A 14,534-nucleotide genomic window follows, 5' to 3' on the forward strand; every position below is an offset into this window, starting at 1 on the left:
TCTTTTGTGCCGTGCGTGTCCTAGGCCTGGTTCGATGCGGTCGAGAACACCGAGTACATCAAATAGACCAGGTAACAGAAATAGGCCGTCATAGCGGCCGTCAGGAACTTCCAGTGCCGTGGGGTTTTGTCCAGGAAGCGTTTTATGAATCGCGGCACGTTGTCTCCTTTTGCAGTGATGAAGAGAAGTGGGGTACGTCGTGGCCGGGTGCACGACGTACGGATACGCAAGGCAATGCAGTGGATTGCCTATCCTAAGTGCGCTGCCACCCCGTGCAAATGAGACGGTTCTGAAACCGCGCGCAAGAAACTCCGGCGGCGGTGTGGCGCCAATCGTGCCGACCCGGGGTGGAAGTCCGGATCTACTTCCCTCCGCCCCCCGTCAAGGCCGACACGATATCGATCGGTAGCGGAAACACGATCGTCGAACTCTTGTCGCCCGCGATCTGGGTGAGCGTCTGCAGATAGCGCAGCTGCATCGCCTGCGGCTGGCGCGCCAGCATCTGCGCGGCTTCCAGCAGCTTTTCCGATGCCTGCAGCTCGCCCTCGGCGTGAATGATCTTGGCGCGGCGCTCGCGCTCCGCCTCGGCCTGGCGAGCAATCGCGCGCACCATCGACTCGTTGATATCGACGTGCTTGATTTCGACGTTCGATACCTTGATGCCCCATGCATCGGTCTGCGAATCGAGCACCTTCTGGATGTCGAGGTTGAGCTTCTCGCGCTCCGCCAGCATCTCGTCGAGCTCGTGCTTGCCCAGCACCGCGCGCAGTGTGGTCTGCGCCAGCTGGCTCGTGGCTTCCAGGAAATTGGCCACCTGGATGATCGCGCGCTCCGGGTCCACCACGCGGAAGTACACCACGGCATTGACCTTGACCGACACGTTGTCGTGCGAAATCACGTCCTGTGGCGGCACGTCGAGCACCACGGTGCGCAGGTCCACGCGCACCATCTGCTGCACGGCCGGGATGATCAGCACCAGGCCCGGCCCCTTGACGCGCCAGAAGCGGCCCAGCATGAATACGACGCCGCGCTCGTATTCGCGCAGCACGCGAAACGCGGATACCACCAGCAGGACGAGCAGGAAGATCAGTCCGCCGAAGCTGAATCCGAATGCCATGTTGGGCTCCTTGTTGTGTCAGGCATCGTGAATCGAGGTGACGTCGAGCACCAGGCCGTGGCGCCCGGTCACGCGGACCGGTTGGCCGCGCGCGAGCGGGCGATTGCTGTGGATGCGCCATTGCTCGCCGCGTACCATCGCCCAGCCATCGGCGGGATTGCCGTCGCCATGTTCGACATGGTCGACCACCACCCCGACGCTACCCACCAGTGTGTCGGCGCCGCTGACCACCGGCCGTCGGCGCGCGCGTAACAGCAGCGTGGACATGCCGAACAGAAACACCGCCGAAATGCCGCACAGTCCGGCGATCAGCGACAGCGGCACGCCAAAGCCGGGCACGTCGGTATCGATCAGCATCACGGCCCCAAACGCGAACGCAATGATGCCGCCGATGCCCACGGCGCCGAATGTCGGCAGGAACAGTTCCGCCACCATGCATGCCACGCCAAAAGCGATCAGCGCCAGTCCGGCGTAGTTGACGGGCAGCATCTGTAGCGCGAACAGGCCAAGCAGCAGACATATCGCGCCGACGATGCCCGGCACCACCATTCCCGGCGTGGAGAATTCGAAGATCAGTCCATAGATGCCGATCATCATCAGGATCAAGGCCACGCTGGGATCGGTGATGACCGCCAGCAGGCGGCTGCGCCAGTCAGGCTCCAGCGTGACGATCGGCGCGCCCGATGTGTGCAGCGTGCGCACCGCGCCCGCCGCGGTGTACTGCTTGCCGTCCAGTTGCTGCAGCAGGGTGGGCAGATCGGCGGCGACGATGTCCGCCACCTTCTGCGCCACGGCTTCGTCGGCGGACAGGCTGACCGCTTCGCGCACCGCCCGTTCGCCCCATTCGGCATTGCGGTGCCGCAACTGCGCCAGTCCGCGGATATAGGCCGAGGCGTCGTGCATCTGCTTGCGCGTCATCGTGTCTTCAGCGGCCGGCGCGCTGGCGGGCGCCGACGCCGGCGCGGGGCCGGCCTCTGGCTTGGGGCCGCCGATGCCGATGGCTACCGGGCTTGCGGCGCCGAGGTTCGTGCCGGGCGCCATTGCGGCGATATGGCTCGCGTAGAGGATGTAGGTGCCGGCACTGGCGGCCCGGGCGCCGCCCGGATAGACATAGGTGGCCACCGGCACCGGCGATGCCAGGATGGCCTGGATGATGTCACGCATCGATTTGTCGAGTCCACCCGGCGTGTCCATTTGCAGCACGATCAGCTGCGCGCCTTGCTTGCGGGCCCGCTCCATGCCGCGCACGGCGAAACTGGCGCTGGCCGGGCCGATGGCTCCCTGCACGGGAATGACATAGATGGGGGAGGCCGCTGGTGCGGATGCGGCCGGCGGTTGTGCCGGCGTTTGGGCGAGCACGCCCGGGATGGCAAGCAATGCCAGGCTCACGCAGGCTAGCGCCAGCCAGTGCGCCCAGGGTCCGGCATGAAGCTGCCGATGCGACGCAAATGCATATGTCATGGCGGGGCGCGGCCCGCCGTGGATGCCGTGGCCGCGCCACTTTCAGTGTAGGCGACCGGGCACATCCTGCATGGCGATGCGCGTTCTCAGGCCGCCGCGCGTGTGTCGTCGAGCGTACCTGGCCCATCGGCCGGCACGGCGGCGAGCATGCCCGCCAGCGCAGACAGGGCCGCGCCGCCCATCGACGGATGCCACGCCAGCACGGTGGTCACGCGCCCCGTTTCGCCCAGCGGATGAATGCCGATCCGCGGCAGGTTGCGGTAGAGCCCCAGCACCGATCGCGGCACGATGCCCACGCCGATGCCCGCGGCGGCGCAGGTCACGATGGCGTGATACGAACCGAGCTGGATGACGCGGTTGGCGCTCCGGCCGCACTGGCCAATCCATCGTTCCAGGCGCGTGCGGTAGTTGCACCCGCTCTCGAAGGCCAGCAGCGTGGCGCGCGCGATATCGTCCGGTGTGCGGATCGGCGGGTGGCTGGTGCTCGATACGATCACCAGTTCCTCCTCGAACGCCGGCAGGCTTGCCAGATCCGGGTCACCCAGCGGCTCGGCCACGAAGGCGCAGTCCACCTCGAAGCGGCGCACCGCGTCGAGCGCCTTGCCGGTGATCAGCGTCACCAGTTCCAGCTCCACGTCTGGCCACTGCTGGTGATAGGCGGCCAGGATGTTGGGAAGGCGGCTGGCGGCCGTGCTTTCCATCGACGCGATCCGCAGCCGGCCGTGCGGGTGGGCAGGCTGCACCGCGTGACGCGCCTCCTCGGACAACTGCAGGATGCGGCAGGCGTAATCGAACAGCGTCTGGCCGGCCGGCGTCAGCACGATGCGGCGCCCGTCGCGGACAAACAATTCGACGCCGAGCGATTGTTCGAGCTGTCGAATCCGGGTGGTCACGTTCGATTGCACGCGATGGAGGCGCTCAGCCGCCCGCGTGATGCCGCCGGCTTCCACCACCGTGCGGAAAATCTCAAGTGCGGCCAGGTCCATTTGCGTTATCCCCTCGAATCAAGATGGGTCTCATCTTAATTATTCATTTTTCGTGATGGATCGTTCGCGCATAGCATAGTCAACAACGCAAGAATTCTCCAGTCGCCCCCGATGACGCTCCGATCCGTTTCCTTTTCTCCCTATGCCCCTGGTCAACGCTGAGGCTTCCGCCGCACAGGCCGGCCGGGACACGGCTGGTCCGCTGGCCGTGGCGCTGGCCGGATTGGTCTCGCTTGCCCTGGCAATGGGGATTGGCCGTTTCGCGTTCACGCCGTTGCTGCCGATGATGTTGCACGACGGCACGCTGACGCTGGCCGAGGGCGGCGCGCTGGCCACGATGAACTACATCGGTTACCTGGTGGGCGCGGTGCTGTGCCTGTTCATTCGGCCAGACCCGGTGCGGATGGTGCGCGGCGCGCTGGCGTTGACGGTTGTTCTCACGCTCGCAATGGCGCTGCCTGGCGGCATGCCGGCCTGGCTGGCATGGCGCACGGTGGCCGGCATCGCCAGCGCGCTGGTAATGGTCTACGGCACGGCCTGGTGCATGCAACGCCTGGCCGAGCTGGGGCACCCCACACTGGGCGGCCTCATGTTTTGCGGCCCAGGCATTGGCATCGTCGTGACCGGCCTTTCAGCCTTTGGCATGGTGGCCGCGCAATGGCAGGCCACCTGGGGATGGATCACGTTTGCCGTCCTCGGGTTGCTGTTGCTGGTGCCCGTATGGCGTGTCTATGGGTCGCCAGCCCCGGCGGCGCAGCATGCCACCGGCCATGCGGCGGCGAACGGGACGCCCCCGACGCCGCGCCTGGATCTGGAAACCTGGGCGTTGACGCTCGCTTATGGGCTGGCCGGGTTTGGCTACATCATCACGGCCACGTTCCTGCCGGTCATTGCCCGGCACGCGATGCCGGGCACCGTCTGGGCCGACCTGTTCTGGCCGATCCTCGGCGCTGGCGTGGCGGTGGGTGCATGGCTGGCGACGCGCGTCGGCATGCATCACGACAACCGGCGCATGATGATGGTGCTGTACACGCTGCAGGCGGCGGGCGTGGGCGTGGCGGCGCTGTGGCCCACCGTGACTGGCTTTGCGTTGAGCAGCTTGCTGGTGGGGTTGCCGTTCACGGCGCTGGTGTCGTTTGCGATGCGCGAGGCACGCCGCCTGTGGGGTACGCGAGCATCGAAACTGATCGGCCTGATGACGGCCGCGTATGCCATCGGCCAGATTGCCGGACCGCCGCTTGCAACGGCGCTGGTGGCGCGCACGGGCGGCTTTGCCGCCTCCCTGGGCGTGGCCGCGCTGGCGCTGCTGGCTGGCGCGGTGATCTACCTGTGGATGTGGCGCACATGGCCGGCGGGCGGACACACGCCCCGCTAGCGACTGCGCTACAGTATCGGCTTCGCCGCTCACTCGACCTGGCCGCATTCGCGCCGGCGCTGCAGGGCGGCGCGAAAGCCAAAGCCCCATGTCTTTTGCCTTGCAGCCAGGGCGTGCCGCCGGCCCGACCTGGCCCATCAGTCCGGAGGAAGCGCGCGTGCGCGTGGACCTGGCAGCCGCCTATCGGCTGGCAGCGCTGGAACGCTGGGACGACCTGATCTACACCCACATCTCCGCCACCGTGCCCGGTGAGCCGGATCATTTCCTGATCAATCCGTTCGGTTTCGCCTTCGACGAGATTCGTGCGTCGGACCTGGTCAAGATCAACGGCCGTGGCGAAGTGGTGGGCGAGACCGTGCATCCGGTGAACGTCACCGGCTTCGCGCTGCACGCGGCGGTGCATGCCGCGCGCGCCGACGCGCATTGCGTGATGCACCTGCATAACACCGCCGGCATTGCCGTCTCCGCGCAGGCCGAAGGGCTGCTGCCGCTGTCGCAACATGCGATGCGCTTCCACGGCCGCATGGCCTATCACGACTATGAAGGTCTGGCCTTCTCTCCAGCCGAAGGCGCGCGCCTGACGGCATCGCTCGGTGACCATCCCGCCATGCTGCTGCGCAACCACGGCACGCTGACAGTGGGCCGCACCGTAGCGGAGGCTTATGTGCTGATGGCCACGCTGATCAAGGCCTGCGAGATCCAGTTGGGCGCCCAGCTCGGCAGCGCGACCGTACAGCCGGCGCCGGCCATCGCGGACAAGACGTCGCTGCAGCTGTTCGACAACGGTGCCATCGAGGGTGTGATGGAATGGCCCGCGCTGCTGCGCCGACTCGATAAAATCGATCCCGCTTACAAAGACTGAAAAACAACATCCGAAGGAGTCATGCAATGCCCACGTTTCATGTAGAGATGTTCGAAGGCCGCACCGTCGAGCAGAAGCGCAAGTTCGTCGAGGAAATCACGCGCGTCACGTGCGATACGCTTGGCTGCTCGGCCGGGGCCGTCGACATCATCATCACCGACATCAAGCGCGAGAACTGGGCTACCGGTGGTGAGCTCTGGCTCGACAAGAAGTAACGCAAAGCGATAGCACGCGCGAACAGACAACACCCAGCAAGGTTCGACCAGATGACCACCGCAGTTTCCGCCATGCAGCAGTTTGCGTCCGACAACTACGCCGGCTTTTGCCCGGAGTCGCTGAAGTACTTTCTTGAGGCCAATGCCACCGGGCATGAGAAGGCCTATGGCGACGACAGCTGGACGCAGAAGGTTTGCGATCGCATCCGCGACCTGTTCCAGACCGATTGCGAAGTCTTCTTCGTCTTCAACGGCACGGCGGCCAACTCTCTGGCGCTGTCATCGCTGTGCCAGTCATACCATTCGGTGATCTGTCACGAACTGGCCCATATCGAAACCGACGAGTGCGGCGCGCCGCAGTTTTTCTCGAACGGTTCAAAGCTGCTGACCGCGGCTGGCGAGAACGGCAAGCTGACGCCCGATGCCGTGGAGTCGCTGGTAACGCGCCGGTCCGACATCCACTATCCAAAGCCGCGCGTGGTGTCGCTGACGCAGGCCACGGAAGTGGGCACGGTGTACACGGTGGACGAAGTGCGCGCGATTGCGGCCATCGCCAAGCGGCGCCAGTTGCGCGTGCACATGGATGGCGCCCGATTTGCCAATGCGGTGGCCTCGCTGGGTGTGCATCCGTCCGAGATCACGTGGCGTGCTGGTGTGGACGTGCTGTGCTTCGGCGGCACCAAGAACGGCCTGCCCGTGGGCGAGGCGGTGGTGTTTTTCGACCGCCGGCTGGCCGAAGATTTTGCGTACCGGGTCAAGCAGGCCGGTCATCTGGCGTCGAAGATGCGGTTTATCTCGGCGCCTTGGCTTGGCATGCTCGAAAACGATGTGTGGCTCAAGAATGGGCGTCATGCCAATGCGATGGCCACGCTGCTGCAACAGCGCATTGCCGATATCCCCGGCGTGCGCATCATGTTCCCGACCGAGGCCAATGCGGTGTTCGCCGAACTGCCGCTGCCGGCTATCGACGCGCTGCGGGCCAAGGGCTGGTTGTTCTACACGTTCATCGGCGCGGGCGGTTGCCGTCTGATGTGCGCGTGGGACCTGCAGCCCGAAACGGTCGAAGCCTTTGCCGCCGATATCCGCGCTGCCTGCACCTGACATCGGCCGAGAATTTCCAGAAAGACGATAACCAGAAAGTCCCAGGAGCCCCACGATGCAACCCTATCGATTCTGCCCCCAATGCGGTGCGGAGCTGGAACACCTGCCCATGTCCGGGCGCTTTCGTCATGCCTGCGTGCAGGACGGCTGCGGCTTCGTGCATTGGGACAATCCGTTGCCGGTACTGGCGGCCGTGGTCGAGTACGAAGGAAAACTGCTGCTGGCGCGCAATGCCGCGTGGCCTGAGAAGATGTTCGCGCTGGTTACCGGGTTCATGGAGCGCGACGAAACGCCGGAACTGGGCGTGGCGCGCGAGCTGAAGGAAGAGACCAACCTGGACGCCGTGTCGGCGTCGCTGATCGGTGTCTACGAGTTCATGCGCAAGAACGAGCTGATCATTGCGTATCACGTGCGGGCCGAAGGGGATATCCGGCTGTCCGAGGAGCTTGTCGAGTACAAGCTCGTGGCGCCGGAAAAGATGCGGATCTGGAATGCCGGCACCGGGTTTGCCGTGGCCGATTTCCTGGAACGCAGGGGCCTGCCGGTTCGGTTTTTCGATCGCGCTACCGGGGACGACATCCCCGACCCGCGCCGGCCGACTGACTTCAGCCTGGTCGCTGCTTCGCTACAATACGGCATCAATCAGAAATAGAAGGTGAGAGGATGGATTTCCAGAAAGAAGTGGACGCGCGCGGCCTGAACTGCCCGCTGCCGATCCTGCGGACCAAGAAGGCGCTCGCCGACATGGCCAGCGGCGAAGTGCTGAAGGTGCTGGCCACCGACCCCGGCGCCACGCGCGACTTCCAGGCTTTCGCCAAGCAGACCGGCAACGAACTGCTGTCGCATGCGGAAGTGGACAAGGTCTTCGTGTTTTACATGAAGCGCCGCTGATTGCGCCGTGAGCATAAAAAAACCGCCTCCGAAGAGGCGGTTTTTTGTTTCCAGTCGTGACAGCGCGCGAATCAGCCGCGCTGAGCGAGATACGAGCTGAATTCGTCGCGCACTTCCGGGTGCTTGAGTGCGAATTCCACGGTGGCCTTCAGATAACCGAGCTTGCTGCCGCAGTCGTAGCGCACGCCCTTGTAGCGGTACGCCAGCACCTGTTCCTGATCCAGCATCGCCTGGATTGCATCGGTGAGTTGGAACTCACCGCCCGCGCCCGGCTTGAGCTGGCGAATGTGTTCGAAGATGCGCGGCGTCAGGATGTAACGGCCTACCACGCCCAGGTTCGACGGTGCGTTTTCAGGCGCCGGCTTCTCGATGATGCCGGACATCTTGATCACGCGCTCATCCCATTCGCGGCCATCGACCACGCCGTACGACCGGCTCTGTTCGGGCGAGATTTCCTCGACACCGAGCACCGAGCAATTGTAGTGGTTATAGATGTCCACCATCTGCTTCATCACCGGTTCGTCGTCTTCGCCGTCCAGCAAGTCATCGGCCAGCATCACGGCGAACGGTGCGTCGCCAACCAGTCGCGCGGCGCACAGCACCGCGTGGCCCAGGCCCAGTGCCTCGGGCTGGCGCACGTAGAAGCATTCCACGTTCTTGGGCTTGATTGAGCGAACGACGTCAAGCAGTGCCTGCTTGTTCTTGGCTTCAAGCTCCATTTCCAGTTCGTAGGCCTTGTCGAAATGGTCCTCGATGGCGCGCTTGGAGCGGCCCGTGACGAAGATCATTTCGTTGATGCCTGCGGCGATGGCTTCTTCCACGGCGTACTGGATCAGCGGCTTGTCCACCACCGGCAGCATTTCCTTGGGACTCGCCTTGGTGGCGGGCAAGAAGCGGGTGCCTAGCCCTGCAACGGGAAAGACGGCCTTGGTGACGCGGTTTTCCATTTCAGCTTCCTTTTCAATCTGGTGTAATACCGTGCCGTACGAGGAGGGGTGCCGTCTGTCGGGCTCCGTCCGACGCTTGGCACTCGGACGGCCCCGAAGTCGTCACATCACGACGGCAGACGCTGTAGTTGATCCCGAAGCTTGACCAGTGTTTGTTCGAAATCCGACAAACGCTGGTTTTCCTGCGCCACTACGGCCGGAGGCGCCTTCGCGACAAAGCTCTCGTTGGAAAGTTTGCCACGGCACTTACCGATCTCGCCCGCGATCCGCTCAATCTCCTTCGACAAACGCGCGCGTTCGGCCACAACATCAATCTCGATCTTGAGCAGCAGGTGATTGTTGCCGACGATGGCCACAGGTGCGCCTGCCCCCTCCCGCTGGAGTTCGGTTTCATCTTCGAACACCTTGACCTCGGAAAGTTTCGCCAGTGCCTGCACCTGCGCCGCGGCTTCCTTCAGGAAGGCGCTGTCGCCATGCGTATAGAGAGGAATACGCTGCGCCGGCGAGATGTTCATCTCGCCACGCAGATTGCGGCAGGCATCCACCAGGGCCTTGAGCTGGGTGACCCATGCTTCAGCGGCTTCGTCGATCTTCGCTGCGGCAGGCAGCGGGTACGGCTGCGTGGCGACGGTCTCGCTGCCGTCGCCCTTGGCGCGGTCGGCCAGCGGGGCCACCTTTTGCCACAGTTCCTCGGTGATGAACGGAATGATCGGGTGCGCCAGGCGCAGCACGGTCTCCAGCACGCGCAGCAGTGTGCGGCGCGTGGCGCGCTGTTGCGCTGCCGTACCGGTCTGAATCTGCACTTTGGCCAGTTCCAGGTACCAGTCGCAGTACTCGTCCCAGACAAACTTGTAGATGGCGCTGGCGATATTGTCGAAGCGGTATTCGTCGAAGCCCTTCTCGACGTCGGCTTCCACGCGCTGCAACAACGACACGATCCACCGGTCCGCCTGCGAGAAGTGCAGGTAGCCGTCCGGACCACAATCCTTTTCGCACGGGCCCATGCCGCAGTCGTGGCCCTCGGTGTTCATCAGCACGAAGCGCGTGGCGTTCCAGAGCTTGTTGCAGAAGTTGCGATAGCCTTCGCAGCGGCCCGTGTCGAAATTGATGTTGCGGCCCAGCGTGGCCAGCGACGCGAACGTGAAACGCAGCGCGTCGGCGCCGAAGGCGGGAATGCCTTCCGGGAATTCCTTCTTCGTCTTGGCTTCGATCTTCGGCGCATCCTTCGGGCGACGCAGGCCCGTGGTGCGCTTCTTCAGCAGCGGATCGAGCTCGATGCCGTCGATCAGGTCCACCGGGTCAAGCGTGTTGCCCTCGGACTTGCTCATCTTCTTGCCCTCGGAGTCACGCACCAGGCCGTGCACGTACACGGTGTGGAACGGCACCTGGCCGGTGAAATGCTTGGTCATCATGACCATGCGCGCCACCCAGAAGAAGATGATGTCATAGCCGGTCACGAGCACCGACGACGGCAGGAAGTGCTTCAGCTCCGGCGTTTCGGCGGGCCAGCCCAGCGACGAGAACGGAACCAGCGCGGAGGAGAACCACGTGTCGAGCACGTCTTCCTCGCGGCGCAGCGGGCCGGTGCTGCCGGCGGCCTGTGCCTTGGCACGGGCGTCTTCCTCGGTGCGGGCGACGAAGCAGTTGCCGGCATCGTCGTACCAGGCCGGGATCTGATGACCCCACCAGAGCTGGCGGCTGATACACCAGTCCTGGATATTGGCCAGCCACTGGTTGTAGGTGCTGTTCCAGTTCTCGGGCACGAGCTTGATCTCGCCGCTCTGCACGGCGTCCAGCGCGACCTCGGCGATCGAGCGGCCCGGGTTGAACGTGCCTTCCGGCGCCGGCTTGCTCATCGCGACGAACCACTGATCAGTCAGCATCGGCTCAATCACGCTGCTGGTGCGCTCGCTGCGCGGCACCATCAGCTTGTGCTTCTTGACCTCGCCCAGCAGACCCTGGGCTTCCAGGTCCGCAACCATTTTCTTGCGGGCGTCGAAGCGGTCCATGCCGGCATAGGCAGCCGGGGCCTCGGCAACGATCTTCGCGTCCAGCGTCAGGATCGACAGCTGCGGCAGGTTGTGGCGCTGGCCGACGGCATAGTCGTTGAAGTCGTGGCCCGGGGTCACCTTGACCACGCCGGTGCCGAATTCACGGTCGACGTATTCGTCGGCAATCACCGGAATCTTGCGATCGGTCAGCGGCAGATGCACGAACTTGCCGATCAGGTGCGCGTAGCGCTCGTCCTCGGGGTGCACCATCACGGCGGTGTCGCCAAGCATGGTTTCGGGACGCGTGGTGGCTACCGTCAGGTGGGTCAGGCCGCGCACGGTGTCCGGCTCGGCCAGGGGGTAGTGGATGTGCCACAGCGAGCCGTCTTCCTCGACGCTATCCACTTCCAGGTCGGACACGGCCGTGCCCAGCACCGGGTCCCAGTTGACCAGGCGCTTGCCACGGTAGATCAGGCCCTGTTCGAACAGGCGCACGAAGACCTCGGTCACGGCCTGCGACATCTCCGGCGACATCGTGAAGTATTCGCGCGTCCAGTCGATCGACGCACCCATGCGGCGCACCTGGCGCGTGATGGTGGAGCCCGACTCTTCCTTCCAGGCCCAGACCTTCTCGGTGAACTTTTCGCGGCCCAGGTCGTGGCGCGATACGCCTTGCGCCTCCAGCTGGCGCTCCACCACGATCTGCGTGGCGATACCGGCGTGGTCGGTACCCGGCACCCACAGCGTGTTGGCGCCGCGCATGCGCGCGTGGCGGGCCAGGCCGTCCATGATCGTCTGGTTGAACGCATGGCCCATGTGCAGCGTGCCGGTCACATTGGGCGGCGGCAGCTGGATGGCAAAGTCCGGGCGGGCGGGGTCGAACGTGGGCTGGGCAATGCCGCGGCGCTCCCATTCTGGGCCCCATTTCGCCTCGATGGCGGCGGGTTCGAAGCTCTTGGCGAGGGACTGGTCTTCTGCGGTCATGCTCGGATGTCTTGGGATGCTTGGAATGCGGGTCGGGGCTCGGGCCCGGCAGGCGGCATGGCGTGCCACGATATTCGGCCGGGAAAACGTCAAATTATAGGGGAGCCGGCGTGCCGGTGCGCATTTCCGCCCCTGGAGCGGGCACTCGGATGCTCCGGCGCCGGGGTGCCGACAGGTTTGGGCGGTGCCCGCCGGTATAATTGCCGCCTACTTTACCGGCCCCGATCCGATGTCCAGCCTGCTTGCCAATCTCAACGCCGAACAACTCGCCGCCGTCACTTTGCCGGACGAACCGGCCCTGATCCTGGCCGGCGCGGGCAGCGGCAAGACCCGCGTGCTGACCACGCGCATCGCCTGGCTGATCCAGAACGGGCGGGTTTCGCCGGCCGGCATCCTGGCCGTGACGTTCACGAACAAGGCCGCCAAGGAAATGCAGACGCGGCTGTCGTCGATGCTGCCGATCAATACGCGCGGCATGTGGATCGGCACCTTCCACGGCCTGTGCAACCGCATGCTTCGCGCGCACTTCCGCGACGCCGGGCTGCCCCAGACCTTTGCGATCCTGGATTCCCAGGACCAGCTTTCGGCGCTCAAGCGGCTGCTCAAGCAGCTCAACGTCGACGACGAGAAGTACCCGGCCAAGAACCTCCAGTACTTCATCAACAACGCCAAGGAGCAGGGGTTGCGTCCGGCCGATGTCGAGGCCAACGACGACTTCAACCGCCGCTTTGTCGACCTGTACGCCGCCTACGACGAGCAGTGCCAGCGCGAGGGCGTGGTCGATTTTGCCGAGCTGCTGCTGCGCTGCTATGAACTGCTGCGCTACAACGAACCCATCCGCCAGCACTACCAGCACCGCTTCCGCCACGTGCTGGTGGACGAGTTCCAGGATACGAACGTGCTGCAGTACCGCTGGCTCAAGCTGCTGGCCGGCTATGGCGCGGGCAACGCGGCGGCGGTGTTCGCGGTAGGCGACGATGACCAGAGCATCTACGCGTTCCGGGGTGCCAACGTCGGCAACATGCGCGATTTCGAGCAGGAATTCCGCGTGCGGCACCTGATCAAGCTCGAACAGAACTATCGCTCGCATGGTCACATCCTCGATAGCGCCAATCACCTGATCTCGCATAACGCGCGCCGGCTGGGCAAGAATCTGCGTACCGACGCCGGGCATGGCGAGCCGGTGCGCGTGTTCCAGGCCGGCTCGGACGGGCAGGAAGCGTCGTGGATCGTCGAGGAAATCCGCGACCAGATCGCGCAGGGCATGACGCGTTCGGAGATCGCGATCCTTTACCGCAGCAATGCCCAGTCGCGCGTGATCGAGCATGCGTTGTTCTCGTCGGGCATCGCGTACCGCGTTTACGGCGGCCTGCGCTTCTTCGAACGGGCGGAAGTCAAGCACGCGCTGGCGTACCTGCAACTGATCGAAAATCCGCGCAATGACGCCGCCTTTGGCCGCGTTGTGAACTTCCCGACGCGCGGCATCGGCGCCAAGACGCTGGAAAACCTGCAGGACGCCGCGCGCCAGTACAACTGCTCTCTGGCCGAAGCGGTGGCCTACGTGCCGGGCAAGGGCGGCACGTCGCTGGCTGCCTTCCTGCGCCTGATCGAGCAGATGCGTGGCGAGACCAGCCGCATGACGCTGGCGCAGACCGTCGAATACGTGACCAATACGAGCGGGCTGATTACGCACTATCAGACCGAGAAGGAAGGCCAGGACCGTATCGAGAACTTGCAGGAATTGGTGACCGCCGCCCAGGCCTTCGTGGTGGAAGAGGGCTACGGACTCGATGCGCTCGCCCGGATGCTGCCGGTCGGGCGCGATGTGCCGCCCGCGCTGGCGCTGGGCGATCAGGACCAGCAGGTGCTCGACCCCGAGCAGCTGCCCGTCGTGATGACGCCGCTGGTGGCCTTCCTGACCCATGCATCGCTGGAGGCTGGCGACAATCAGGCGCAGGCCGGCCAGGACGCGGTGCAGATGATGACCGTGCACGCGGCCAAGGGTCTTGAATTCAACGCGGTATTCATCACCGGGCTGGAGGAAGGGCTGTTTCCGCACGAGAACAGCGCAATGGAAGCCGACGGCCTGGAGGAAGAACGCCGCCTGATGTACGTGGCGATCACCCGTGCGCGCGAGCGGCTGTACCTGTCATTCGCGCAAAGCCGCGTGCTGCATGGCCAGATGCGCTACCACGTGCGCTCTCGCTTTTTCGAGGAGTTGCCGGAAGAAGCGCTGAAGTGGATCACGCCGCAGGGCCAGGCATCCTATGGCAACTATGGCGTCAGCCGCCAGGAGCGCGACAGCGCCTGGGGCCGGGACTGGTTCAAGCGTGCGGAAGACGTGCCGTACACGGGCAGCAAGGCGACCGGCGGCATGGATACGGGGAAGAACTACGCGGAGGAAAAACGTGCCGCGGCCACGGGCTTCCGCGTGGGACAGAACGTGTTCCACACGAAGTTTGGCGAGGGAAAGATCAAGGCGCTGGAAGGCGAGGGCGCCGATGCGCGAGCCAACATCGACTTCAAGCGCCACGGCGTCAAGTGGCTGGCGCTGGCCGTGGCGAAGCTCGATCCGATCGATTGAGCGGTGTTTTGGCTCCCTTC

The 14,534-nt window shown here is 64.6% G+C and carries 13 protein-coding genes; 7 read left to right on the forward strand and 6 right to left on the reverse strand.

Features of this window, described 5'->3' with window-relative positions; translation table 11 throughout:
- Positions 1–20: 20 nt before the first annotated feature.
- The 4 genes from AC3FLX_RS04455 to AC3FLX_RS04470 form a co-directional block, all read right to left on the reverse strand.
- Positions 21–158, reverse strand: a complete 138-nt coding sequence (locus AC3FLX_RS04455; protein ID WP_488694224.1) for a hypothetical protein — start codon at positions 156–158, stop codon at positions 21–23.
- A gap of 203 nt (positions 159–361) precedes the next feature.
- Positions 362–1,117, reverse strand: coding sequence for a slipin family protein (locus tag AC3FLX_RS04460; protein ID WP_488694226.1), 756 nt, complete (start codon positions 1,115–1,117; stop codon positions 362–364).
- 18 nt (positions 1,118–1,135) lie between these two features.
- Complete coding sequence (locus AC3FLX_RS04465) at positions 1,136–2,578, reverse strand: NfeD family protein (RefSeq protein ID WP_488694228.1); 1,443 nt, start codon at positions 2,576–2,578, stop codon at positions 1,136–1,138.
- Positions 2,579–2,664: 86 nt separating this feature from the next.
- Entirely contained in the window at positions 2,665–3,564 is a 900-nt protein-coding gene (locus AC3FLX_RS04470) for a LysR family transcriptional regulator (RefSeq protein ID WP_488694230.1), read from the reverse strand.
- A 142-nt stretch (positions 3,565–3,706) separates the two neighbouring features.
- Here AC3FLX_RS04470 and AC3FLX_RS04475 point away from each other — a divergent pair, with 142 nt between their 5' ends.
- From AC3FLX_RS04475 to AC3FLX_RS04500, 6 genes are all read left to right on the forward strand, one after another.
- Positions 3,707–4,939 carry a YbfB/YjiJ family MFS transporter gene (locus AC3FLX_RS04475; RefSeq protein ID WP_488694232.1) on the forward strand — a complete coding sequence of 411 codons (1,233 nt, stop codon included), beginning with the start codon at positions 3,707–3,709 and terminating at the stop codon, positions 4,937–4,939.
- Positions 4,940–5,027: 88 nt separating this feature from the next.
- A complete protein-coding gene (locus AC3FLX_RS04480; protein WP_488694234.1) occupies positions 5,028–5,801 on the forward strand; it encodes a class II aldolase/adducin family protein in 774 nt (257 codons plus the stop codon).
- A gap of 26 nt (positions 5,802–5,827) precedes the next feature.
- A complete protein-coding gene (locus AC3FLX_RS04485) occupies positions 5,828–6,016 on the forward strand; it encodes a 4-oxalocrotonate tautomerase (protein ID WP_066731596.1) in 189 nt (62 codons plus the stop codon).
- 72 nt (positions 6,017–6,088) lie between these two features.
- Positions 6,089–7,117 carry a threonine aldolase family protein gene (locus AC3FLX_RS04490; RefSeq protein ID WP_488694710.1) on the forward strand — a complete coding sequence of 343 codons (1,029 nt, stop codon included), beginning with the start codon at positions 6,089–6,091 and terminating at the stop codon, positions 7,115–7,117.
- 55 nt (positions 7,118–7,172) lie between these two features.
- Positions 7,173–7,769, forward strand: a complete 597-nt coding sequence (locus AC3FLX_RS04495) for an NUDIX domain-containing protein (protein WP_488694235.1) — start codon at positions 7,173–7,175, stop codon at positions 7,767–7,769.
- A gap of 11 nt (positions 7,770–7,780) precedes the next feature.
- Positions 7,781–8,008 (forward strand): sulfurtransferase TusA family protein, encoded by a 228-nt coding sequence (locus tag AC3FLX_RS04500; RefSeq protein ID WP_008645216.1) that lies wholly within the window; start codon positions 7,781–7,783, stop codon positions 8,006–8,008.
- Between the two features lie 71 nt (positions 8,009–8,079).
- Here the strand turns inward: AC3FLX_RS04500 and galU are convergent, their stop codons facing one another.
- Positions 8,080–8,955: a UTP--glucose-1-phosphate uridylyltransferase GalU gene (gene galU / locus AC3FLX_RS04505; RefSeq protein ID WP_488694238.1), complete on the reverse strand. Its 876-nt coding sequence runs from the start codon at positions 8,953–8,955 to the stop codon at positions 8,080–8,082.
- A 107-nt stretch (positions 8,956–9,062) separates the two neighbouring features.
- Positions 9,063–11,930, reverse strand: coding sequence for a valine--tRNA ligase (locus AC3FLX_RS04510; RefSeq protein WP_488694240.1), 2,868 nt, complete (start codon positions 11,928–11,930; stop codon positions 9,063–9,065).
- A gap of 229 nt (positions 11,931–12,159) precedes the next feature.
- Here AC3FLX_RS04510 and AC3FLX_RS04515 point away from each other — a divergent pair, with 229 nt between their 5' ends.
- The gene (locus tag AC3FLX_RS04515) at positions 12,160–14,514 is read left to right on the forward strand and encodes a UvrD-helicase domain-containing protein (RefSeq protein WP_488694713.1); all 2,355 of its coding nucleotides are present in this window, start codon (positions 12,160–12,162) and stop codon (positions 14,512–14,514) included.
- Positions 14,515–14,534: the final 20 nt, after the last annotated feature.

Source organism: Cupriavidus sp. 291-E7, assembly GCF_057798835.1.

What these genes read in the sequence shown, in the direction of transcription:
- AC3FLX_RS04515 (WP_488694713.1), top strand. Translation starts at nt 12,160, where the DNA reads ATGTCCAGCCTGCTTGCCAATCTCAACGCCGAACAACTCGCCGCCGTC.
- AC3FLX_RS04480 (WP_488694234.1), top strand. Translation starts at nt 5,028, where the DNA reads ATGTCTTTTGCCTTGCAGCCAGGGCGTGCCGCCGGCCCGACCTGGCCC.
- galU (WP_488694238.1), bottom strand. Translation starts at nt 8,955, where the DNA reads ATGGAAAACCGCGTCACCAAGGCCGTCTTTCCCGTTGCAGGGCTAGGC.
- AC3FLX_RS04485 (WP_066731596.1), top strand. Translation starts at nt 5,828, where the DNA reads ATGCCCACGTTTCATGTAGAGATGTTCGAAGGCCGCACCGTCGAGCAG.
- AC3FLX_RS04490 (WP_488694710.1), top strand. Translation starts at nt 6,089, where the DNA reads ATGCAGCAGTTTGCGTCCGACAACTACGCCGGCTTTTGCCCGGAGTCG.
- AC3FLX_RS04495 (WP_488694235.1), top strand. Translation starts at nt 7,173, where the DNA reads ATGCAACCCTATCGATTCTGCCCCCAATGCGGTGCGGAGCTGGAACAC.
- AC3FLX_RS04500 (WP_008645216.1), top strand. Translation starts at nt 7,781, where the DNA reads ATGGATTTCCAGAAAGAAGTGGACGCGCGCGGCCTGAACTGCCCGCTG.
- AC3FLX_RS04465 (WP_488694228.1), bottom strand. Translation starts at nt 2,578, where the DNA reads ATGACATATGCATTTGCGTCGCATCGGCAGCTTCATGCCGGACCCTGG.
- AC3FLX_RS04475 (WP_488694232.1), top strand. Translation starts at nt 3,707, where the DNA reads ATGCCCCTGGTCAACGCTGAGGCTTCCGCCGCACAGGCCGGCCGGGAC.
- AC3FLX_RS04460 (WP_488694226.1), bottom strand. Translation starts at nt 1,117, where the DNA reads ATGGCATTCGGATTCAGCTTCGGCGGACTGATCTTCCTGCTCGTCCTG.
- AC3FLX_RS04510 (WP_488694240.1), bottom strand. Translation starts at nt 11,930, where the DNA reads ATGACCGCAGAAGACCAGTCCCTCGCCAAGAGCTTCGAACCCGCCGCC.
- AC3FLX_RS04470 (WP_488694230.1), bottom strand. Translation starts at nt 3,564, where the DNA reads ATGGACCTGGCCGCACTTGAGATTTTCCGCACGGTGGTGGAAGCCGGC.